The organism is Shewanella maritima (genome assembly GCF_004295345.1).
In the GTDB taxonomy this organism is placed as follows: Bacteria; Pseudomonadota; Gammaproteobacteria; order Enterobacterales; family Shewanellaceae; genus Shewanella; species Shewanella maritima.
On record NZ_CP036200.1, the window covers coordinates 2,711,167 to 2,733,135 of the forward strand.

The 21,969-nt window shown below is 45.6% G+C and carries 21 protein-coding genes and 1 pseudogene; 15 read left to right on the forward strand and 7 right to left on the reverse strand.

The window, feature by feature from the left end; genetic code table 11:
- Positions 1-15 precede the first annotated feature (15 nt).
- The 7 genes from EXU30_RS11640 (at position 16) to EXU30_RS11670 (ending at position 7,107) form a co-directional block, all read left to right on the forward strand.
- Complete coding sequence (locus tag EXU30_RS11640) at positions 16-705, forward strand: response regulator transcription factor (protein ID WP_130600232.1); 690 nt, start codon at positions 16-18, stop codon at positions 703-705.
- Positions 702-2,057 (forward strand): sensor histidine kinase, encoded by a 1,356-nt coding sequence (locus EXU30_RS11645; protein WP_130600234.1) that lies wholly within the window; start codon positions 702-704, stop codon positions 2,055-2,057. Before EXU30_RS11640 ends, EXU30_RS11645 begins: the two co-directional genes overlap by 4 nt.
- A gap of 103 nt (positions 2,058-2,160) precedes the next feature.
- Positions 2,161-4,188: a TonB-dependent receptor plug domain-containing protein gene (locus tag EXU30_RS11650; RefSeq protein ID WP_130600236.1), complete on the forward strand. Its 2,028-nt coding sequence runs from the start codon at positions 2,161-2,163 to the stop codon at positions 4,186-4,188.
- A gap of 59 nt (positions 4,189-4,247) precedes the next feature.
- Positions 4,248-4,802 (forward strand): PepSY domain-containing protein, encoded by a 555-nt coding sequence (locus tag EXU30_RS11655; RefSeq protein ID WP_130600238.1) that lies wholly within the window; start codon positions 4,248-4,250, stop codon positions 4,800-4,802.
- A 177-nt stretch (positions 4,803-4,979) separates the two neighbouring features.
- Positions 4,980-5,270 (forward strand): hypothetical protein, encoded by a 291-nt coding sequence (locus EXU30_RS11660; protein ID WP_130600240.1) that lies wholly within the window; start codon positions 4,980-4,982, stop codon positions 5,268-5,270.
- Positions 5,267-6,886: a PepSY-associated TM helix domain-containing protein gene (locus EXU30_RS11665; protein ID WP_130600242.1), complete on the forward strand. Its 1,620-nt coding sequence runs from the start codon at positions 5,267-5,269 to the stop codon at positions 6,884-6,886. Before EXU30_RS11660 ends, EXU30_RS11665 begins: the two co-directional genes overlap by 4 nt.
- Positions 6,883-7,107, forward strand: a complete 225-nt coding sequence (locus EXU30_RS11670; protein ID WP_130600244.1) for a hypothetical protein — start codon at positions 6,883-6,885, stop codon at positions 7,105-7,107. Before EXU30_RS11665 ends, EXU30_RS11670 begins: the two co-directional genes overlap by 4 nt.
- A gap of 80 nt (positions 7,108-7,187) precedes the next feature.
- On the opposite strand, the gene EXU30_RS11675 is transcribed toward EXU30_RS11670, so the two are convergent.
- Entirely contained in the window at positions 7,188-8,141 is a 954-nt protein-coding gene (locus tag EXU30_RS11675) for a LysR substrate-binding domain-containing protein (RefSeq protein ID WP_130600246.1), read from the reverse strand.
- A gap of 113 nt (positions 8,142-8,254) precedes the next feature.
- On the opposite strand from EXU30_RS11675, the pseudogene EXU30_RS11680 reads away from it, so the two are divergent.
- The 7 genes and pseudogenes from EXU30_RS11680 to EXU30_RS11710 all read left to right on the forward strand — a co-directional run bounded on the left by EXU30_RS11680 (position 8,255) and on the right by EXU30_RS11710 (position 15,245).
- Positions 8,255-9,453 (forward strand): annotated as a pseudogene (locus EXU30_RS11680) (multidrug effflux MFS transporter).
- A gap of 136 nt (positions 9,454-9,589) precedes the next feature.
- A complete protein-coding gene (locus EXU30_RS11685; protein WP_130600248.1) occupies positions 9,590-10,192 on the forward strand; it encodes a tRNA-uridine aminocarboxypropyltransferase in 603 nt (200 codons plus the stop codon).
- Positions 10,193-10,249: 57 nt separating this feature from the next.
- Positions 10,250-10,654 carry a hypothetical protein gene (locus tag EXU30_RS11690; protein ID WP_242620198.1) on the forward strand — a complete coding sequence of 135 codons (405 nt, stop codon included), beginning with the start codon at positions 10,250-10,252 and terminating at the stop codon, positions 10,652-10,654.
- A 74-nt stretch (positions 10,655-10,728) separates the two neighbouring features.
- The gene (locus tag EXU30_RS11695; protein WP_130600250.1) at positions 10,729-11,388 is read left to right on the forward strand and encodes a class I SAM-dependent methyltransferase; all 660 of its coding nucleotides are present in this window, start codon (positions 10,729-10,731) and stop codon (positions 11,386-11,388) included.
- Between the two features lie 308 nt (positions 11,389-11,696).
- The gene (locus EXU30_RS11700; RefSeq protein ID WP_130600252.1) at positions 11,697-13,022 is read left to right on the forward strand and encodes a M16 family metallopeptidase; all 1,326 of its coding nucleotides are present in this window, start codon (positions 11,697-11,699) and stop codon (positions 13,020-13,022) included.
- A complete protein-coding gene (locus EXU30_RS11705; RefSeq protein WP_130600254.1) occupies positions 13,019-14,461 on the forward strand; it encodes a M16 family metallopeptidase in 1,443 nt (480 codons plus the stop codon). The genes EXU30_RS11700 and EXU30_RS11705 overlap by 4 nt, the downstream gene beginning before the upstream one ends.
- A 199-nt stretch (positions 14,462-14,660) precedes the next feature.
- Positions 14,661-15,245 carry a hypothetical protein gene (locus EXU30_RS11710; RefSeq protein WP_207234065.1) on the forward strand — a complete coding sequence of 195 codons (585 nt, stop codon included), beginning with the start codon at positions 14,661-14,663 and terminating at the stop codon, positions 15,243-15,245.
- A gap of 60 nt (positions 15,246-15,305) precedes the next feature.
- On the opposite strand, the gene EXU30_RS11715 is transcribed toward EXU30_RS11710, so the two are convergent.
- The 6 genes from EXU30_RS11715 to EXU30_RS11740 all read right to left on the reverse strand — a co-directional run bounded on the left by EXU30_RS11715 (position 15,306) and on the right by EXU30_RS11740 (position 20,857).
- Positions 15,306-15,650, reverse strand: coding sequence for a DUF2956 domain-containing protein (locus tag EXU30_RS11715; RefSeq protein WP_130600256.1), 345 nt, complete (start codon positions 15,648-15,650; stop codon positions 15,306-15,308).
- Positions 15,650-16,114 (reverse strand): tRNA (uridine(34)/cytosine(34)/5-carboxymethylaminomethyluridine(34)-2'-O)-methyltransferase TrmL, encoded by a 465-nt coding sequence (gene trmL / locus EXU30_RS11720; protein ID WP_130600258.1) that lies wholly within the window; start codon positions 16,112-16,114, stop codon positions 15,650-15,652. Before trmL ends, EXU30_RS11715 begins: the two co-directional genes overlap by 1 nt.
- Positions 16,115-16,196: 82 nt before the next feature.
- The gene (locus EXU30_RS11725; RefSeq protein ID WP_130600260.1) at positions 16,197-16,955 is read right to left on the reverse strand and encodes a hypothetical protein; all 759 of its coding nucleotides are present in this window, start codon (positions 16,953-16,955) and stop codon (positions 16,197-16,199) included.
- Positions 16,956-17,071: 116 nt separating this feature from the next.
- Positions 17,072-18,430, reverse strand: coding sequence for an ATP-binding protein (locus tag EXU30_RS11730; protein WP_130600262.1), 1,359 nt, complete (start codon positions 18,428-18,430; stop codon positions 17,072-17,074).
- A gap of 3 nt (positions 18,431-18,433) precedes the next feature.
- Positions 18,434-19,120, reverse strand: a complete 687-nt coding sequence (locus EXU30_RS11735; protein WP_130600264.1) for a response regulator — start codon at positions 19,118-19,120, stop codon at positions 18,434-18,436.
- Between the two features lie 330 nt (positions 19,121-19,450).
- The gene (locus tag EXU30_RS11740; protein WP_130600266.1) at positions 19,451-20,857 is read right to left on the reverse strand and encodes a cytochrome C biosynthesis protein; all 1,407 of its coding nucleotides are present in this window, start codon (positions 20,855-20,857) and stop codon (positions 19,451-19,453) included.
- A gap of 378 nt (positions 20,858-21,235) precedes the next feature.
- On the opposite strand from EXU30_RS11740, the gene EXU30_RS11745 reads away from it, so the two are divergent.
- Positions 21,236-21,715: a Spy/CpxP family protein refolding chaperone gene (locus EXU30_RS11745; RefSeq protein ID WP_130600268.1), complete on the forward strand. Its 480-nt coding sequence runs from the start codon at positions 21,236-21,238 to the stop codon at positions 21,713-21,715.
- The last annotated feature ends 254 nt before the right edge of the window (positions 21,716-21,969 follow it).

Here is a 21,969-nt window from a genome sequence, read left to right on the forward strand (position 1 = left end):
AAGAGAGTCACAGCTATGTTGGCCACTAATACAAGAGTACTTATTGTTGAAGACGATCAAGAATTAAACGAGCAACTATCACAACTGTTAACCAATCAAGGTTATCAAGTCGAGCAAAGTTATGACGGCGAAGCGGGACTTCTTAAGGCCGTTAGCAAAGAGTTTCAGCTAATTTTGCTCGATGTGATGCTGCCAGTCATGGATGGACTAAGCATGCTCAAAGTGCTGAGAAAATCCTGCCAAACCCCAGTGGTAATGGTTACCGCTAAAGATGCCGAGCAAGAACGCATTGCTGGCTTTTGCCAGGGCGCAGATGATTACGTTGCCAAGCCATTTAATACCACCGAACTATTGTTGCGTATTGAAGCCATTTTAAGGCGCAGTCAAACCAACCAAGAGTCTAATCGCGACGAGCTTTGTTTTGGTGAGCTGACACTAAACAGCAAGACTCATCAGGTGACAGTTGCTGGGCAAGCGCTGGAATTTACTCCAACCCAATTTAAATTACTGTGGGAGCTGCTGGCTAATCAAGGTGAAGTGCTCAGTAAAGCCTATCTGTACCAACGTGTACTTAATCGCAGTATTAGCGCTTATGACCGCAGTATTGATATGCATTTGAGCCGAGTACGGCGCAAACTTAACGAAGTTGACGGCCCAGGCGATCGACTGCAAACCAGTCATGGTAAAGGATACTGTTTTATATGAGCCATTTAAGTCGGCAGCTGTTTTGGAAGCTATGTTTGGTGATTGCCACTGGCGTGGTGGCCTTGTTTTATCTCATAGATCAGATCACCTCTGAAACGGAAGAGGGCATGAGCCTATTGGCTCAGGCTGACCGCGATACCATTACACAATGGGGGCAACACGCCGAGCAATTATATCTTGCTGGCGATATTGAGCAGCTTGAACAGTGGCTTGCCGAGTTAAAGCAGCAAGAGGACACCTATGTAAGTGTGGTGGACTTTGAGGTCGAGCATATTGCCGGTGATGCCACGAGAGCCACTTATTACGATGGTTACAACATGGGGCGCAGCGTGGATTGGAAAATCCATCTGTATTTTGCTGAAAACCCAACCATGGAAGTGCCGTTTAAAGACAAGCAGGCCAGCTTTTTGATCCAGTTACCTGAGCGTATGCGCCCTGGCGGTTATTGGCGCTATGTTGAGTTAACCCTGCAAGTGATTGTACCGACGATATTGCTGATCCTACTCACTATATTCTTGTATCGCTACATTATGAAGCCACTGGCGCAATTACAGAAAGCAACGCGAAACTTTAGCCGTGGGCAGCTGGACGTAAGTGCCCGCGAGCTAATGGGGCAGCGTCGTGATGAGTTTGGTGATCTTGCGACTAGCTTTGACCAAATGGCCGAGAGAATTAGCGAACAAATTATTAGCCAGCGACAGCTGATTGCTGATATGTCCCATGAGCTACGTACGCCGTTAACGCGTTTAGATATTGCACTCGAACAACTTAAGCAAGAATTTGTTTCTGAAAATAGCCAGCGAATAGAGCGAGAGTCACAACATATTCGCAAGTTGGTAGAAGACAGTTTGGCATTAGCCTGGCTTGAGAATGAGCGCCCTGAGTTGCAACAAGAATCAATGGAGCTGGTTGATCTGATTGATGTCATCACTACCGATGCACGCTATGAGTACCCCGACCGTGAGATAACCACTGAACTGCCAGACTCAGTTGTGTTACACAACACCAGTCACCGCGCTGCGGGGCAAGCTATCGAGAACATTTTGCGTAACGCGCTGCGCTACACGCCTGCTGGTGGTGTGGTGCAAATAAAGCTTGTTTGCGACAAACAGCAAGCGGTGTTAGATATTCTTGATCAAGGCCCTGGTGTACCAGAAGAGTTATTGTCGGCAATATTTAAACCCTTCTTTCGGGTTGATAAGTCTCGCGAGCGTGCGGGCAATAGCTTTGGGTTAGGGCTGTCGTTAGCCCAAAGGCAGCTCACAGCCATAGGCGCAAGCGTTGTGGCAACGAATCATTCCTTTGGCGGTTTACAAATGCGCATGACCTTTCCCATCGCAAAAGGTTTATAAGTATTGGCTAAACTAAGTGTAAAATTTGTAAAACCGCTGTTACCTCGCCTTTAAATAACAATAATTCTCATTTGAGGATTATTTAAAGGAATATAGGTAACGCATGAACATATCGGAATATTTAGCTTCTCCTACCAAACGCCTAGCACCACTGGCAGCGGCAGTGCTGTGCGCTCTTAGCGCGCAAACAGCTGTTGCTCAAGAGGTAGCTGACAAGGAAGATAATCTCGATGATGTTGAGGTTATTGCGATTGTTGGTAAAACCACAAATACCGTTATTACTCCGCAAGAGCTTGAAAAGTATCAAGCCAATGACTTAGCCGATGTTTTCCGCCTAGTGCCATCAGTGTCTGTGGGTGGCTCGCTAGGTATTGCGCAAAAGGTCTACATTCGTGGCCTTGAAGATACCCTATTAAATGTCACTGTAGATGGCGCACCGCAAACCAGTACCTTATTCCACCACATGGGCCGTGTCTCGATTGATCCTGAACTACTGCGTGAAGTTGAAGTGCAAGCTGGTGCAGGTGAAGCGACTGCAGGTGCTGGCGCGGTAGGCGGTGCAATCCGCTTTAAAACCAAAGGTGTTGATGACTTACTGGACTCAAGTGAGAGCTTTGGTGGTCAGCTAAAAGGTAACTACTTTAGCAATGACGGCTACAAAGGCAGTGCAACCCTTTATGGCCGCTTAGGTGACGATTGGGGCGTGCTTGGCTCTTACGTTTACTCAGACCGCAACAACATGAAAGATGGCAGTGGCGTTGAAATTAACGGCACTGGAGGTGAGCAAAAGCTAGGTTATTTCAAACTTGGTGGTGACATCACCGACTCACAATCGATTACTTTTAGCTACGAGTCTCGCAAAGAGGAAGGTGAGTTTTCACAGCGCCCTAACTGGCCGGCGTTAGAAGGGGCAACCTTATACCCGATTGAGCTTACCCGTGACACTTTTGTGGCCAACTACCTGTTTGAGCTAAACGATGCTGTCAATTTGGATTTAAGTGCGTATCACACCGAGGCTAAGGTGGTACAAGACGTCTATGACCGCTGGGGCAAGTATCAAGGTAAAGTCACTACCTACGGCTTTGACCTTCGCAACCAAAGTTACGTAAGTAACCACACCATTACTTATGGCGTTGAGCACCGTAAGGATGAAGTTCATTCAAAACCTCTGGTTGATGGCGGTGGCGACGGCGCTAAAGAAGAAGGTTCAGTTACCGCGTTTTATGCCCAAGACCATTGGCAAATCAATCGAGACTTACTGCTAAGTTTTGGTTTGCGCTACGACAAATATGACCTTGAGCAAATTACTTACGATGCTAAAACCGACAGCGATGGCTTTAGTCCTAACATTGGTGTGCAGTATCAAATTAGTGATAACTGGCGTTTTAATGCAGGCTACGCACAAGCGATGCGCGGCAAGGAAGTTGGCGATGCATTCACTGTTGAGGCAGGTTACAGCTCGCTTGACCCCAACCTAAAAGCTGAAGAAGTGGATAACACTGAGGTCGCGATTACCTATGAAGATGATAGCTGGCAGGTCACTGCTACGGGTTATAAGAGCGACATTGATAACGTTATCCAGGATCAACTTGGACAGGGTACCTACTACGAGAATGTTGGCACCTTAGAAACCAAAGGTTTTGAAGTGCGCGCCGTATATTGGTTTGAAGATCTACGGATAATGGCTAACTACAGTAACAATGATGCAGAAATTAACGGCCATACTGTTGAAGGTTATGAGCACATTGGTTTAGCAAATGCCCGTGGTGACACCTGGGGCTTGAATCTTAAGTACACGCTGACCGATGACATTGAATTCGGTTGGAACTTCACCTACGTACAAGACCTAAACAACATCGAAGTGCTGCACCGCGCGGTAGACATCGGCTGGATTGATCGTACCTATACCATAGATAAAGACGGTTACCAGGTGCATGACGTCTACGCTCAGTGGACGCCACTTAGCAACGACAGTCTCAAGGTTAATCTGGCGGTACAAAACCTGTTTGATGAAGACTACCGTGATCACTCAAGTGTCGGTGATTACAGCAGTATTCCTGATTGGGGGATTGTTGCCGGTCTAAAAGAAGCGGGTCGTGATATTCGCGCGTCAATCAGTTATCAGTTTTAAGTGCTGAGTTAGTAAGCGGTCACAGTTGTTGTGGCCGCTTTTTGTTGTTTGGGAACGCCATGAAAGCAAAAACAAGAATGTTATGGATGAAACTACATGCTTACTTTGCATGTTTTTTCTTACCTATCACCCTAGTTTATATCACCACGGGAATGTTGTACTTCTTTGATATTAAAGGGAGTGTCACATCGGAATCTGAGTATTTTATTGAGATGCCACAAGGCTGGACTAAAGATGAAAAGCAAGCTGAAGCGATAGTGACCGCCTACTTAGTGGGGGACAAATATGTTGAGCGACCTAGCGAATACTATTGGTATGAAGGTGTGCACTATTGGTACAACTACGAGCGCGAAGTAGCGCTGTCGGCGACTGATGATGACAAAGTCGCTGATTTGCATATTAAAGAGCATGATCTTCTTGAGTCATTGCTGATTGTGCATAAGGGGTTTGCAGGCACTTACTTCAAAATTTTCTCGGTGCTGTTTGGCTTGAGCCTAGCGTTTAGCATAGTGAGCGGTGTGGTGATCACTTTGCAATTGCCACAGCTTAAAGTGCCTTCGCTAATCAGCATAGCGGCGGGAGCGGCATTGCTGCTAGTGGGCTTCTTTTTGTAATAGCCCCTTTGTTTGCTGTGTTTGAGTGTCAGTTGTTTGAACGGTGCAATTGATGAGCATGGCTTGCATCCATATTCTGATTCAACTGCAATAATTTAATGTAAATAAAAATAACACCTATTCTCATTATTGTTGATCGTGTTAATATTTTGCTAACATTCTGGGCGGGGCAACAGCATGAGCAAGAAATCCACCTTTGACGCTGTAAAGCGGCGTAATTTAATGGCGATCATATTGGCGCTAATCACGGCAACTGTGATGATCCCGGGCATGACAGTGTATCTTCCATTTTCGTTTGAAGAGCAAATCCTTATTCCTATTTTACTGTTCCCATTTATCTGGAGCGGGCTATTTATCTACACCTATATGGCTGAAAAAGCCTGGCATCCTTTAGTTGTGATGCTGGCGCTAACCTTTAGTCATGCAGGTTTGAGTTACTATGCGTTGACTCAAGGAGCGAGTGCATGAAGAGCTTAACGATTAAGAAGCTATTTCAGCTACATAGTTGGGTGGGTGTGGTAACCGGTGTATTACTGTTTATTGTCGCTTTTACTGGTGCCGTAGCGGTATTTGCTCGTCCTGAGTTAGTGATTTGGTCAAATACGGTAACCGATGATGTTCCTCAAGCCGTGTCAGGTGAGCAGGTGCAAAAGCTGGTGAATCACTATAGCGAGAAGGTGCCAGCCGAGTTTACCGAAAATATCCATATTTACATGCCGACCGGCTACAACTACACAGATTTGACCTTGCTATTTGAGTCGCACCACGGTGATGAAAATCACGAGCATGCGGCGGTATATGCCTATGAAATAGACAGTAATACTTTAGAGCTTAAACGTGAGTTTTATGGTGCCACTGGCGATTACTACATGGGGCGTAAATATAATTCAGGCTCTTTTATTGGTCACTTCCATGCCGATTTACATTTAGGCCGACCAATTGGCCTCATTTTAACAGGCTTCATGGGATTAACCCTGATGGTATCGGTGATCACAGGTCTCTATATCCATAGGGAAATGTTCAAGCAGCTGTTCACCTTTAGACGTGAAAAGAGCTTTAGCGTGCTAACCAGCGACGCGCATAAGTTGTTTGGTCTGTGGGGTAGTGTATTTCACTTAGTTATTGGTTTTACAGGTGCTTTCCTAGGCTTAGCGACGGTTATTTTACTACCTGCAGCAGCCTACGTGAGCTTTAATGGTGACCAAGACAAGCTAGTCGAAACCTTTACCGCCATGCCTGAGCCCGTTATTAGTCAGGAGTATCAACCGACAGAAATCGCCTCGATTATGTCGAGCATTGAGCAAATTGACCAAAAAGCAGTGTTGATGGACTTAACTCTGATGGCGCTTAATGACAAAAACTCAGTGGTGTATGCCCGCATGATGGGTGGGGAGAACTTTGCATCTGAGCTGCTTGAATACAAGGGCAACGGTGAGTTTGCTAAGTCTATGTCTAGTCTTGGTGATATCAATGGTTGGGCTATTACAGTGATTGAGTGGCTGTTCCCGTTGCACTTCGGTAACTTCTCAGGCGTATTCGTGAAGTTCCTTTGGGGCTTTTTGGGTTTATCAACCGCGTTAATACCCTTGTCTGGTGTAATGATGTGGCTAGCCAAGCGCAGCCGCGGCAATAACAGTGACTTATCGCCAATTGCTTATCAGCGTTGGAACCGCTTTGTTATCGGCTCATGCGGCGGTATTGTGCTGGCTTGTGCTGCAATGTTCCCAGCACAGGTAATATTAAATGCGACAGTTGTTGGTGTTGCGCAAAACAGTTGGTTTGCGCCTATCTTCTTTGGTAGTTGGGTCGCGTGGTTAGTGCTGTGCATTCTACCTATCGAGTATCGTCGTTTGCTCAAAGCCAATACCTTGTTAGTCGCATTGCTGCTAACTGTCATTATGCCGTTAAAGCTATTTACGGTGGATGGCTACTTAGGATATCTATTTAGCGCCAAATACAGCTTGGTTGCGGCAATTGATGTGAGCTTTTTAATTTTAGGCTTACTTAGCTTTTATGTTGCAGGCAAGGTGAAAACCCAGTCGATGGCGATGAATACAGAAGTGTTAGAGGAGAAAAGCGCATGATGTACTTGGGTTTTATGCTCATTCTGGCAAGTTTTTGGGTACTGAGAAAGTCCACATTGCCTGCAGCGTTAAACTGGGGCATTGCGGGTGGCTTAGTGGTGGCGGCTTTGGCCATTAATGTGCAAGCGCTTGGTATGGCGCCCGCCATTGTCACCTTTATTGCGAGTCTATTTTTAGCGGGCATTGTAATTGCCATGTTTACTAAGGGTAATACGCGCTAGTAGCTAGCCGAGCCGTTTTAAATTTATTAATGCCCTGTAATAAGTAATTACAGGGCATTTTTTATTGGGAAGGGGTCAATCTATAGGTTTTCATCAATCCGATTAGAGATAATATCGCGGATCCATTTGTGCCCAGGTTCGGCGTTGTTGCGCTCGTGCCACAGTAATACATATTCCATTGGAATAAACTCAAACGGTAGCTCGATCAAGCTCAGCGGATATAACTTCATTGCATGTTTGGCAAAGCTAGATGGTAGGGTGAAAATCAAATCTGTATGGGCACACAAGCTGGCCGCGCCATAAAAGTCAGGTAAGGTGACGGAGATCTTGCGAGTTAGGTTTTGCTCGGCAAGATAGTAGTCCATCGCCCACCAGTCTTTACCCTCACAGCGCACTTGTACATGGTATAAATCAAGGTAATCGGCAATTTGCCATTGTTGGTTTTGCACTTTCTCCAGTATTGGGTGGTCATCTCGTACTAAGCACACTTGGCGGTCTTGAAATAGACTTTGCTGCTCTATGCCTTCTGGGAGTTGGTCGAACTGCTTATCGGCTTGCGGGTGAATGTCGCGCCCGGTTATACCAAAGTCAATTTGCCCGAGTTGCAAGTCCTGCAGCGAGTTTTGATTCCACACGTATGAGTCGAGTTTCAGCTGTGGTGCTTGCTTGAGTAACGGGCCAATGAACAACGGGAACAAGGTTTCATAAGCACTCTCAACCATGGCAAACGAGAAACGCCTTTGGCTGTCAGATGGTAAGAATGCTGGAGGTTGAGTGAGCTGATACAGACTTTGCAATAAATTGGGTAGCTGCTGACTTAGTATCTCCGCATGTGCTGTAGGCTTCAGGCCGTGAGCGGTGCGCTGAAATAACGGGTCGTCTAATGTATCACGTAAACGGTTTAAGCTTTTACTCACAGCCGACTGACTAACATTTAAGCGACTTGCGGCGCGGGTCACACTTTGTTCTTCAAGTAGTACTTGTAAGATAACCAATAAATTGAGATCAATACGAGCAAGCTTATCGATATGCACCAGATATTCCTATATGGAAATTTACTTAGGATTATATACCATTTCTGTTCATATCAATGCTCAACTAAAATAATAGCGTTATTTTTGTTTAAACCTTTTCATTTGAGCCGAATATGAAGCGAAATCTGTTCCCAACCCTAATGATGATGGTGCTATTAAGCCCATTAGCCATTGATATCTATTTGCCGTCTATGCCAACAATGGCAACGGACTATGGTGTTGAGCACCACGACGTGCAATCAACCCTGGTGCTATTTATGCTGGCTATGGGGGTGGGGCAGATATTAATTGGACCGTTAGCGGATAGATTCGGTCGTAGACCAATCGCGCTATTTGGTATCTTGCTTTATGGCTTTAGCAGCTTGTTTGGCGCGATGACCGAGCAGTTTGAGCTGCTGCAGCTAGCGCGTATTTTGCAAGGTGTGGGTGCCTGTTCAACCTCGATTGTTGTGTTCAGTGCTGTGCGCGATTGTTATGACAAGCAGCAAAGCGTGACCATGTATAGCTATTTGAATGGTGCTATTTGTGTAGTGCCAGCGCTAGCGCCAACTTTGGGTGGCTTACTTGCCATGCAATTTGGCTGGCGATCAACCTTTATTTTTATGGCTGCCTACGCCGTGATTGTGCTGCTAGTGGTTGCGTTTGCATTTCCTGAAACTCGCCCGCAAAACACTGACAGCAGTGGCAAGTTATTTCGTTGGGCGCGTTATAAACCTGTGCTTAGCGATTCGCACTTCTTGTTTTATGCCGGTGCCTGCATGGTGTCGATGGCATCAATCCTATGTTACGTGTCTTACTCATCGATTTGGTTGATTGGTCATCTAGGTGTATCTGAGCTGACGTTTAGTGGCTTATTTGGCGTTAATGCTGCAATCAATATTGTTGCTTGTTTTGCTGCGCCAGTGCTTATCAAGCGTATTGGTAATCGACCTGGTGTGATTGTCGCGTTTGCGCTAATGCTGAGCGCAGCTGTGATTGAAATTGCCCTGCAACTATGGGGCCGCAAACAGGCATGGCGGCTGCACTTAGTTTTATGATGCCCATGGTACTCTTGTGTATTGGTTTTGCTGCAGTGCTCGGCCCTGCAACTACTATGGCGCTAGCTGGGTTTGGTGAGCGTGCTGGTACCGCTGCAGCCATGCTTGGCTTTATTCAAATGGCAGGCGCATCGGTATTAACCGGACTAATTCAACAAACGAGTTTGACTGCACCTTGGGCTGTAGTGGTGATTATGGGCGGCAGCTCACTACTGTATTTGCTTATGATGGCGATGCCTAAATTGAGTCACCTGCACCAAGAACAGCATCCGTAGCTGGTTACGTTATGCATCACAATTTACAAGCCAGATTTTTGAAAACGATTTAATCTGGCTTGTTGAGATCAGTAGCCCTAGATCGGTTACACTCATACCTACCTAGTTTACTACAATCTTTAATTAGGTTGACCTTGTGACCAAACGCGCTATTTGCCCTAACTGTCTTTACCCGCAATCAGCTTGTATTTGTGCTGCTATTAAAAAGATGACAGCGCAAACCGAAGTGATTGTGATGCAGCATCCATCTGAAACCAAGCATGCGAAGAACAGTGTGCGCTTGATGCAGTTGGTGATGCCAAAGCTGCGAGTAGAAGTGGGCGAGAATCAACAAGACTTTGTTGAGCTTAGGGCGTATTTGAGCGAGCAAAGCAAGCCGATTTACTTGCTGTACCCCAACGATAATAGCCAAAGCGCTGCAGAGGCGAATGCACCTAAGGATTGTATATTATTGTTGCTCGATGGCACCTGGAAAAAAGCTTATCGTATGTTGCAGCTTAATCCTTGGTTACTTGAACTGTCTGCGCTGCATTTAGATGTTGCTAACGCATCAAAGTACACCATTCGTAAAGCTAAGCGCGAAGATAGTTTATCAACCTTGGAAGCCACAGCGATTATGCTAAACGAGTTAGATAGACAGCTGGATACTCAGCCATTATTTGCAGCCTTAGAGGCAATGGTGCAACATAGGCTGCAAGCTATGCCAAAGGACGTGCAACAGCGTTATCAGACTAAGTAGTTTATAATTGCGAGCCGTTGGCAATAAGGCTGTAAGTTAACAAGGAGTAGGACAGATATGACAATCAAAAATACTGGCTCAGTTTTATTAACTGGCTTGCTGTTCATTAGTCCGATTTTCATAAGCTCGTTGCTCATAAGCACTGCAGCTAGTGCTAGCGACAAGCCTAAGCTGAAAATGACCTTATCTGACAAACTCAGCGAAGATCAAAAAACTTACCATAAGACGGAAAATGAGCAGCTTGAAAAGGCGCGTAAAGCGGCGGCTGAAACGGCTAAACGCGAGCTTGATGTGTTGTCACATCAACAAAATGGTGAGTGGGAACAAGAGCAGCGTGATAAGGCTCAGGCGCAGTTCAATGAACGTAAATCCCGTGAGCAAAAGTACCTACAGGAAGCGCAGCAAGCTGCCAAGAAAGAACGTAAAATTATCAAGAAAATGTCGCCAGAAACCAAAGATTAGTTAGCTTTGGTGCTGCAGCTCCTAGTGTTGTTAGCTATAACGCCTTAAACTCAATAAATAAGTAATACCGCTTTATGTCTCAATGTCCTCTTTGTCTTAGCGCTGATTTGCAAGCATTCCATCAAGATAAAAAACGTCATTATCTGCAGTGTCAGCAATGTAAGTTGGTGACTGTACCCGCTGAATATCACCTGTGCGAAGCGGATGAAAAAGCCTTTTATGACTTACATGACAATGATGTTGCTGACGAGGGTTACCAGCGTTTTTTATCTCGCACCTTAACGCCGCTACTCGATAAAGTTTTGGCTAATGAAAGCCATGGGGATGCTAGCGATATTATCGGCCTAGATTTTGGCTGTGGTGAAGGCGCGGTATTAAGTCAAATGGCGGCAAAGCAAGGTGTGAAGGTGATGAACTATGACCTTTATTACCACAATGACCCAAGCCTGCTTGCGCTACAATTTGATTTTATTAGCATGACCGAGGTGATAGAGCATGTGCATGATGCCAAGGCGCTGATTACGCAACTAAGTGCAATGCTCAAAGCTGGTGGCACCTTAGCCATTATGACTAAGCGCGTGTTAGGACAAGCTGAGTTTGTTAACTGGCACTACAAGAATGACCCAACACATATCAATTTCTACTCTGAAGCCACCTTTGAGTGGCTAGCCCGTGAGCTTGGCTGGCAACTAGAAGTGATCGGCAAAGACGTAGTGTTCTTCACTAAGCCTTGATTAAATCCTGACTAATTCTTGACTAAATCCAAAAAAAAGCCTGCTCCTTACTTGGGTTAACACTAAGAGCCTAGGACTATTGTCCCGTTAAGTCTGCAAATTTGTTTACATATTCAGATACAAATCAATCCCTCCTCTCGCCTGATTGCGGTTAACAAACTGAGTCTAAAAGGGTAATTTATGCTGCAGGTGATTGCCTTTTGTGAGTTTTAGCAGTCTCTAGGCTCGATGATAGCTCACTACCGTGTTAGAACAGCATCACATACCGATGGAATAGCTCCAATCATGGAGCTGGAAAGGAGAAATTAATGAAACGCATACTTACGGCGTTAACCCTGTCACTTGGGCTATTTACAGCAAGTGCGCAGGCGACAACTGCTGCCGATGTTGACAGTTTCACCCTAGATAATGGGATGAAAATCATGGTGTTAGAGGATAGCTCAATCCCTAATGCTAATATGTACTTATTTTGGAAAGTCGGCTCGCGCAATGAAGTACCTGGCATTACCGGTATTTCACACTTCTTTGAACACATGATGTTCAATGGCTCGAAAAAGTACGGCCCTAAGATGTTTGACCGCACTATGGAAGCCGCTGGTGGTGCTAACAATGCGTACACCACAGAAAACCTCACCGTTTATACCGACTGGTTCCCAGCTAACGCTCTAGAAACTATTTTTGATCTTGAAGCGGACCGCATTCAACACCTTGATATTGACCCAAAGATGGTTGAGTCAGAGCGTGGTGTAGTTCAGTCTGAGCGTTTAACAGGTTTAGAAAACTCAAACTGGCGCGCAATCAATGAAGCTGTGAAAGGCGTTGCTTTTCAGGCGCATCCATACCGCTGGTCGGTGATTGGTCATGAGTCTGACATCGCTGCCTGGAGCCTTGAAGATCTTAAGCAGTATCACAAAACTTACTACGCACCGAACAATGCTGTGGTGGTGATCGCTGGTGATGTAAAGCTTGCTGAAGTTAAGCGTCTAGCTAACCAGTACTTTGCGCCAATTCCTGCACAAGAGCCGCCGCAAGAGGTGCGCACCGTTGAGCCGCTGCAAAAAGGTGAGCGTCGAGTATTCTTGCGTAAAGAGTCAGTCAGTACACCAAATGTGATGCTGGCTTACCACGTGCCTGCAACCAGCCACGCCGACTACTACGCGCTTGATTTATTAACGGCAATTCTTAGTCAGGGCAATAGCTCGCGTTTATACCAAGCATTGGTAGACAAGCAAATTGCTGTTGCTGCTGATACTTACATGCCAATGTCGTTCGACCCAAACCTGTTCTACATCATGACTGTTGCTAACCAGGGTGTCACGGCAAAAGAGCTCGAACTGGAAACGATTGCGCAAATCAACAAGGTTGCCCGTGAAGGTGTCACTGAGCAAGAGCTAGAGAAGGTGAAAAACGCTAAGTTAATCAACTTCTACCGCACGATGGAAACCATTAACGGTAAAGCCAATACCTTAGGTACGTACGAGTTATTCTTCGGCAGCTTTGAGCAGCTATTCAATGCGCCAGAGTCATACAGCAAGGTAACCGTGGAAGACATTCAGCGCGTAGCGCAAACCTATTTAGTTAGAGCGAATCGCTCGGTCGGTGTGTTAGCCGCAACAGAGGAGGCTGACCAATGAAGATCAAGCAAACACTAACTCTATCAAGCTTAGTTTTAGCCTGCGCGCTAGGTGTAAGTGGTTGTAATAGCACAACCGATACCAGCAGTGCCTCTGCGGCTGTGGTGAGCAATTCATTTGCAATGCCAGCCTATGAAACCGTGACCTTAGAAAACGGCTTAACCCTTAAGCTAATGGTTAAAAAAGAGGTGCCGCTAATTACCTTTAACGCCGTGGTTAAAGTGGGTGCAGTAAACGACGCTGTGCCAGGTATTGCGAATCTCACCGCCAATGCTCTAATGCTAGGTGCTGGTGGTAAGTCTAAGTCGCAAATTGAGCAAGAGCTTGATTTTATTGGCGCAAAAATCGCGACATCAGGCGCGATGGATGGCAGCTATGTTAGCAGTAACTTCATGGCAAAAGACCTAAATAAGGTGCTGCCAATCTTTAACGATGTGCTGCGTAATCCCGACTTTGATGATGCTGAATTTGCCAAGCTAAAACAGCGTACCGTGGTTGGGCTAGCGCAAGAGAAAGAGAGTCCGCGCAGAGTAATTGGTCGCTACTACAACCAGCTGGTTTTTGGTAACCACCCATACGCGAATGCTCCATCGGGGTACGCTGGAAGCATCGAGGGTTTAACCGTTGAGCAGCTACGCAAGTTTCACCAAAGCTATTATCAACCAAGTAACACTGAAATTAGTGTCGTGGGTGACTTTGATTTAGCGAGTATGAAACAGCAGTTAAAAGCGAGCTTTGAAGATTGGCAAAATGGTGCTGCAATTGCTGAGCCTGAGCTGGCTAAACATTTACCTGAGCTGAATAAGAGCCGAGTGATGCTGGTTGATAAACCAGATGCAATTGAAACCACCTTCTTAATCGGTGGTATGGGCGTGCGTAAAGACAATGCCGATTTGGTTGGATTAACCGTAGTAAACACCATTTTGGGTGGCCGTTTTACCTCATGGCTTAACGATGAGCTAAGGGTTAATGCCGGTCTAACTTATGGTGCGCGCTCAGCATTTGTTACTTATAAAGATGCAGGTGTATTTAGAATTAGCACCTTTACTAAGTCTGCTACAACCAAAGAAGCCATCGATTTAGCGTTGAAAACCTACGCTCGCCTATGGGAGAAAGGGATTGACCAAGCGACGTTAGATTCTGCAAAAGCGTACGTGAAAGGCCAGTTCCCACCTAAGTTTGAAACCAATGGTCAGCTTGCTGCTTTGATGTCAGATCAATACCTGTATGGCTTTGGTGATGAATATATCAACGATTTCCAGAAGCGTGTTGATGGCTTAACCCTTGAAGAAGCACAAAGATTAGTTAAGCAGTATTTCCCACAAGATAAGCTGCAATATGTGCTGATTGGCAACGCCGAGAAAATTCGCGATATCGCTAAAGAGTACGGCGAAGTCACTGAAGTGGCGATTACCGATCCAGGCTTTGGTGCTAAGTGATCTAATAAGTTTGGCTTAGCCAAGCCGTCTGTATAAAGCCGTCTAGGAACCCTAGGCGGTTTTTTATTGTGTCTAATTGGGCTAAAAGCACTAAAAAGTATTAAATTTACTCTGCGGGCGTCAGCAATTAGGTGTATATTTTTAGTTAAAACAATAACAGGCTCGAACAGGGAAGATATGGGCTCATTGGATATGAAGTATGTCAGATTCAAAAGTTCACCCAATCAATGCTCACTCTGCTTTTAAGTCAGTTAGCGCCCCGAATCAATCTGCTCAGCAGCAGCTTACCCATGTGCACGAAACTATTAAACTCTTGCTGTTATCGATGGCGCAAATTGAGTTAAGTCTCACCGATGGCGAGCAAAATATGTCTGGGTTGGGGCAGTTGTTCACCGATATGGCGACCCATCAACAACAGGTCAATGATTACCTTAAGACCAAGCAAGATACTCCCGCGGAGATACTGCTTCATGGCCAACAGCTCGCTGATAAGGTCAATGAAGGAGTGATAGCTTTCCAGTTTTATGATCGTCTTTCTCAGCGTTTGCAGCATGTGACTACTGGGCTGGGTTTAACCGAAGAGATCTTAGCTGATGATACTAAACGTGGCAGTCATCTAGCCTGGCAACAAGTGAACCAAGAGATTAAGCAGACTTATTCGCTTGAATGTGAAAAGCATATGTTTGATTGTGTGCTTAAAGGCGTACCATTGCATGAGGCGCTTGAGCAATACAGAGCGCTGCACTCTGCTAAGGAAGAGCAAGATGACATTGAGCTGTTCTAACTAGCTTTTTTGACTTGCAGAACACTTGTCATCGAGCCGACATCACAAGCGCTAACTCGCTCACAAAGCCGCAATCACGCCCCAGCTCACCACTAATAACACCGCTAAGGCTTTAGCTAGCGGAGTGAACTGACTGGTATAGATTGGTTGTTCAAACTCAACAGGTTCAAGCTCAGCGGCTTGTTGATTTTGCTTAGCTTTAATCTGCGCTTTGCGCTGCTTATCGCGTGTTCTAGCCTTGGCTTTTTGCTGCTTTTTATACTCAGCAATGCCTTTCTCGATACCTGCGGCAATCAGTTTAGTTTGCTCTTTGGTTTGCCCTGGTTTTTGGTTGGCTTTAGCAACCGCCATCGCTTGTTGTTTCGTCTCATCTGAAATAGCATTTGCGCTGCGATCTTTCTTCATTACAGTGCTCCTTCATAACCCATTTGACGCCAAGCCTCATAGCTAATAATTGCCACCGAGTTAGACAAGTTTAAGCTGCGTGATGTGCCAGACATAGGAATACGTAAACGCTGCTCTAACGGCGTGTTGTTGATCACATCCATTGGCAGACCACGAGTTTCAGGGCCAAACAGCAGCACGTCATCTTTTTTAAACTCAATCTCACTGTGCGGGCGGCTGCCTTTGGTGGTGCAAGCCATGATACGTTTACCTGCCATGGCCTTGGCAAAGGCTTCAAAGTTCTTGTGGCGAGTCACATTGGTGAGATCTTTATAATCCAAACCAGCGCGGCGAAGCTTTTTTTCTTCAAGGTCGAAACCGAGTGGCTCAATCAGGTGTAACTGCGAGCCATTATTGGCGCATAGGCGAATAATATTACCCGTGTTTGGGGCAATTTCAGGTTCAAATAAAGCAATATGGAACATGGCGCTCTCGTTGACGACTTTAAAGAGCGGCGATTATAGCCAATTGAGGGGGTAAATGGTATCTGCCCAGAAGGCAGCAGCGCTAGTAAAAGCTAAAAGGTCCGTTAGCTTGAGCACCCGGTTTGAGGTTTACCTTGTCGGTGTCTTTAGTGAAGGTTTTAGATGGGAATCCTTGGGCTTCGAGGATTTTAATCGCGTTTTTGCTGATGTCGCATTGATTGTTGAACCACAAACCCACGGGAAATTCACGGTAGGTTTTCATTGATGGTTGGATTAGCGCTGAAGACAGGTTCATATTGTCGGCGGCAAATTCGACTGCGGCTGTGTCACCATAGATGTAGTCAACGCGGCTTTTAAGTAGTAAAGATACGGCCTGAGGTAATGACTCAACTAAAAACAGCTCTGCCCCTTGCTCAACAAAGCTTTTGGTGACGCCTTTTGGGGCTATCATTCTCAATTGTGCGACGACCTTGCCGTCTAATTCATCTCCAACAAACTCGTTAGCTTCCAATAGACGGTGAAGTCTCAGTTTAACAAGCTCTTGTTTGGTGATCACCAATGTGTGATCTGGCGTAGCAGGAATAGGGGGATGAAAACTGGCGCACCAATTTTGTGTATTTACCTCTTTTAATGCCCGCGCGGCAGACAAGAAGTTGGCATTGATATTGATTTGTGTGCCGCTAAATGCGCGTTCGATCAACTGATAAGACTCACCGTAATTAGGCAGCTTCTCGTCAATATAGGGCGGATAGTTGATGGCGATAATGTCTAACTGCTGAGAGTTAGCATTAGCCTTTGCCGCCAATATTAGTATTGAGATGATTACAAGTAAACGTGCCATGAGTCAGTAAAATTATGAAAATTAACATAATCATAACACTCATTTCTTGAATGGATACACGTTGTACGGATATTTTTTGTAGTGCCTATGTAATGTTAGCCTAAGTGTCAGGTCATTTAGCGTGGCAAGCTAATGGTGACACATAAGCCATGGGGCGTGGCATTGGTTGCTGTAATTTCGCCCTTATGGGCTTGCACCGCAGCCTGAGTGATCGCAAGGCCGAGTCCCCAACCGCCAGATTCTCTATCGCGCGCAGAGTCTGGGCGGTAAAAGGGTGCAAATATCGCTTCTAGCTCTTGCTCATCAATGCCAGGGCCGTCATCACTCACGATTATCTTTATATCATTTTCAAGCTCATGGGCTGTAATGGTGACTTGGCTGTTGGCATAGCGAATTGCGTTGCGCAGTAAGTTCTCTATTGCTCTTGCTAGGGCTTTAGGTTGATGGTTAAAGCGTAGCGAGTCAGGAATATGAATATTCAGCGTTTTTTGCTGTTGCTCTGCTTCAAACTCAGCATCGTCAAGCACCTGACTGAGAGATTCGCTGAGTTCTATGTCCATTACTGGTGCAGAAGCATTAAGGCGAATACGCGATAGGCTTAGTAGCTCGCCAATTAGGTCATCAAGCTGCTCTGCTTCATAGCTAATGCGGTCAAATTCATCAATATGTTGGTGTTTCTTGCGCGCTAGTGCCAGTGACAGTTGCAAGCGTGTAAGTGGTGTGCGCAGCTCATGAGATATGTCGCCCATTAGCCGCTGCTGACTCTTTACCATAGTCTCAATTGAGTCTGCCATGCCGTTAAATGCAATCGCGAGCTCGCCCATTTCATCAACCCGCTTAGTAGTAGCTTTATCTACACGGCTGGTTAGATCTCCAGCAGCCAAGGCGTTAGCACTGTGTTTGAGGCTACGAAGCGGCTTACCTAAATACCAGGCGAGCAGGCCACAGATTAAACCTGATAGACCGATAGCCATGATGGCTGTCAGCAGCTTGTTGTCGCTAAAGAAGAAAAACCAGGGCTTAGGGTGATGTTCAGGAAAGCGGCCATAAACTAAATAGTTCTCGCCGTTGGCAACAAACTTGTGGGGGCCAAACATAAGTTGGTCGCGAAACTGATGGCTTATGGGCTGGCCAGCTTCTTCTGCCATTAGAATAAACTTACGTAGCGCCCGACTTGGGCGGCGTGAGTTAAGTACATGGCCTTGTTCATTGGTAAGATAAAAGCGGATCGGCCCATGCTCGTTAGAGCGCCATTTGGTCAGCTTTTTAATATCTTCTTGATCAAGTCCCGGCGGCATGTCTTGCATACGCTCGGCAAAGCGATCAAGCACAAACTCTAGTCTTGGTGGCAGTGGTTTGCGGTCGTGACGCTCCTGAATCAATGGTAGCAAGGCAAACATGCCGATCAGTAATGAGCTGCATAACCAAAAACCAAGGAGTAACTTGACGAATAAGCGGCTGACAGGGCTTTTCATGGCTTAGGTTATCCAGATATAACCTTTGCCGCGCAATGTTTTTACGCGAGGGCGCCCGTCGCTGCGCTCAGGAATTTTCTTACGTACATTGGATAAGTGCATGTCGATACTGCGGTCAAACGGCATCAACTTTTTGCCTAACACCAGCTCAGATAAAATCTCTTTGGTCATTAGCTCGCCGGCATTGCTGACTAGCTGATAAAGCAAAGAAAACTCTGTGCCAGTTAGATTGATAGGTATTTCGTTGCAGAACACTTCTTGACGATTTTTATCCAGCACTAGGTCGCCAAAGCTGATGTTATCTTGCTGGGTGTGATTGTCATTACTGCCTTGCGAGCGGCGCAAAATCGCCTTGATACGCGCAATGAGTTCGCGGTCGTTGAACGGTTTTGGTAGGTAGTCGTCTGCGCCAATTTCTAAACCGACCACTCGGTCAATTTCATCGCCACGTGCGGTAAGCATTAGCACTGGGGTGCTGGTGTCTTTACGCAGTTCCTTTAATACTTCAAATCCGTTGAGTTTAGGCAACATTACATCAAGTAAGATCAAATCGTACTGAGATTGGCGCGCCATATCTAAACCTTGCTGGCCGTCATAAGCCTGGTTAAGCTCAAAGCCTTCAAGTTCGAGGAGTTGTGTCAGTAATTCAGATAAACCTAGGTCATCGTCAACAAGCAAAATGCGGTTCATTAGGATCCTCAACGCAGGTATTAATAATGCAAGATACCCATTGATTAGGGGCGTCGATACCAATCAACACAAGTATGTACGCTTATTTATCCTGATTGGTATTGAAACTGTAGCGCAATGCTGACCCAGAAGGAATCAACATTGCACTGCTTTACATAAATACCAATTAGCACAAGTATGTGATCATTCTTACTGGTTAAAATCACTTATAACTTCGTTATAAATTTTGAAGCTAGAACAACTAGCTTGCTGCAATTTATGCCTTGTTCTAATCGATTTTTCCTGCGTAATCTCTGATCACTAACTTATCCCAATTGGTATAAGCGGCGATTATTTCTTATCGCGAAGGATGTAGCGTTTAGCCTTGTTGACGACAAAGGTTAGGACAATCGACATTAGGATTAAGCCAATTGAAATAACCGGGTTTTGCATTGAGTTAGGGTCAAGTACCAGCATGCTACCTAAACCAAACATCATGATGCCTGACATGAGCTTAAGTACTTCACCTTCTTTTTCAGTTAGCTTGCGCTTACCTAAAGTAGCCGAGAAGGCAATCACGATGGCAGCGAGTGGAATAACGTAAACCACGTTGTAAGCCACCAGGTACATGTAGCGCTCAGCAGTGTCCAGGCCAGACATCGACAATACCGAGGTGTAGATCATCGGGAAGCCGGCTGTACAAAGTAGTTCGTAAGCGTTAGCCAAAATCGCCAGTACAGTTGAGCCAACAATCATAGTAGGCAGTGAGCTGGCTTTTGACAGCTTGCCCATACGTTTGATTAAGCTGCCACGGTTTTCTACCGACATCGACAAGCTAACGTCACCTCGGCCAAAGAAGTAATCTTTCATGTTCACCACAGCAGCAATCAAGGCGAGAATACCGGCACAGGTAATAATGATGCCACCGTCACCGCCACCAAGTAGTTGGAATAGATTCAACCAGGCGCTCATAAAGATGAAGTAAATAAAGCCTGAGAAGAATACGAAAATACCGCCAACCAGTAACATGCGTTTGCGACTACCTGCGTTAACCATGATGCTAAGCAAGAATAGCAATACGAAGAATGCACATGGGTTGAATGCATCCACACCTGCTAGGACCACAGTAAGTAGTGGTAGTGACATCTTGTCTGGCTGTACAGCACCGATCAGTGGAATGTCTACTGGCTGCACTGATGGCGCAGGTGATACGCCCATACCGCAAGTACCAGCGGCTTCAGGATCTGCCGATGTGTCAGAACAGGTACCAAATAGTGGTTCTTCTTCGGTTGATGCCTCGGCGAAGTAGTCATCTAGCTGAGTGGTAATATTGGGTGTACCGCCAGCTTTTTGGTAACAAGCTTCTAAGCGCTCCATGATGTAACGGCCTGTGACATCATGGTTGTTATAGCCGACAACGGCTTCACCACAAATGGCAAAATAAGGTACTGAGCGTGGCTCAACACCTGTCATTTTGCCCACTTCCATCAGTTTATCAACAGTGCCGTCAGCGCTAATTAAGTAGTCGTGGAGTTCAATCCAGTCGATTCGCTCTGCTAGCGCATCAATAAACGGATGCGCTTCTTTACAGTGAGGGCAAGTTTGCGACCAAAAGAAGTGCAGTTTTACCTTGGGTTCGCCATTGGCTTGTTGCTCAACCCAAAAGTCATTGTTTACATCTTGGGCTTTCACTTCACCAGTAAGTGCGAAGCTAAGCGCTGAAACAAAAATCAAAATACTGACAAGCAGTCTGTTCATTATGAACCTCGAGAAATATCTATGTGTGACTATTTTATGCCGAAGCAATGGTCAATAAATTAGAAATTAAGCAATTCGTTAACTAGCTCGCATAAAACCGAGCAGCAGCGTTAGAAAGTGGGTAATTCATGCTGAATACGACTGGTGGACTGAGTAAGAGGTTAAAAAGTTCAGCTAGTTAGTTGGTTTTTATTGATAGTGTGAGCACGCGCAGTTTTATGATTGTAACAATCTTGCTTGGGTTACTTTACGTTGCTTTACTATTTGCACACCCTGTTTGACATTGCAGCTTCTACAATGGTCACCAAGTTAAGCAAATATGCTTCAACCAAATACATTCTTGACCAAAAAGAGTTTTGACCAAAAGAGGAAGCCGTTATGAAAACACCTTTATCGATTGCTACAGCCATTGCTTTAGTTGTGGGCACCAGTTTTGTACTTCCTGTGTCAGCAGAGAATACCCAAACTGAAACTGCGCAAGAAATGAAAATGGAAAAGCGTAAGCATCACAAGCGTGGTGGCATGCACAAAATGCTACGAAAGCTAGATTTGACCGAAGAGCAAAAAACTCAGGTTAAAACCATAGTGCAGAAATACAAGCCAGAAATGACAGATGCCGAGCGTGAAGCTAAGAAAGCGGATAAGCAAGCACGCAAGCAAGAAGTCATTGCACTGGTTACCGCACCGCAATTTGACGAAAGCCAAGCACAAGCCATTGTAGAAGCTGGCCAAGCTAATCATCAGCAAAAGATGCTTGATCAACTGCGTATGCAAAATGAGATTTACCAAATCTTGGATTCAGATCAGCAAGCTAAGTTTCAAGAAATGCTTGAGCGCGGTAAAAAGCGTCGCCGCTAAGCTAGTACAGCTAAGTTAGTACAGTTAAGCGAATCGCATAAGGCGCTAGCGAATTAACATTTAGTTTAATCGCATCCCCAAATTTACCAATGATTCTCCCCAGACGTTGGTAAAGTCGCTAGGTACTCATCTCATCTAGCGGCGCTAAACGGCCACAAACATCAGTTTGTGGCCGTTTGCTATTTACGACTCGCCCGACTTTTCGATTATTGCAATCGATTCAAACTGGTATTTAACCTGAACTCGGGATAAGG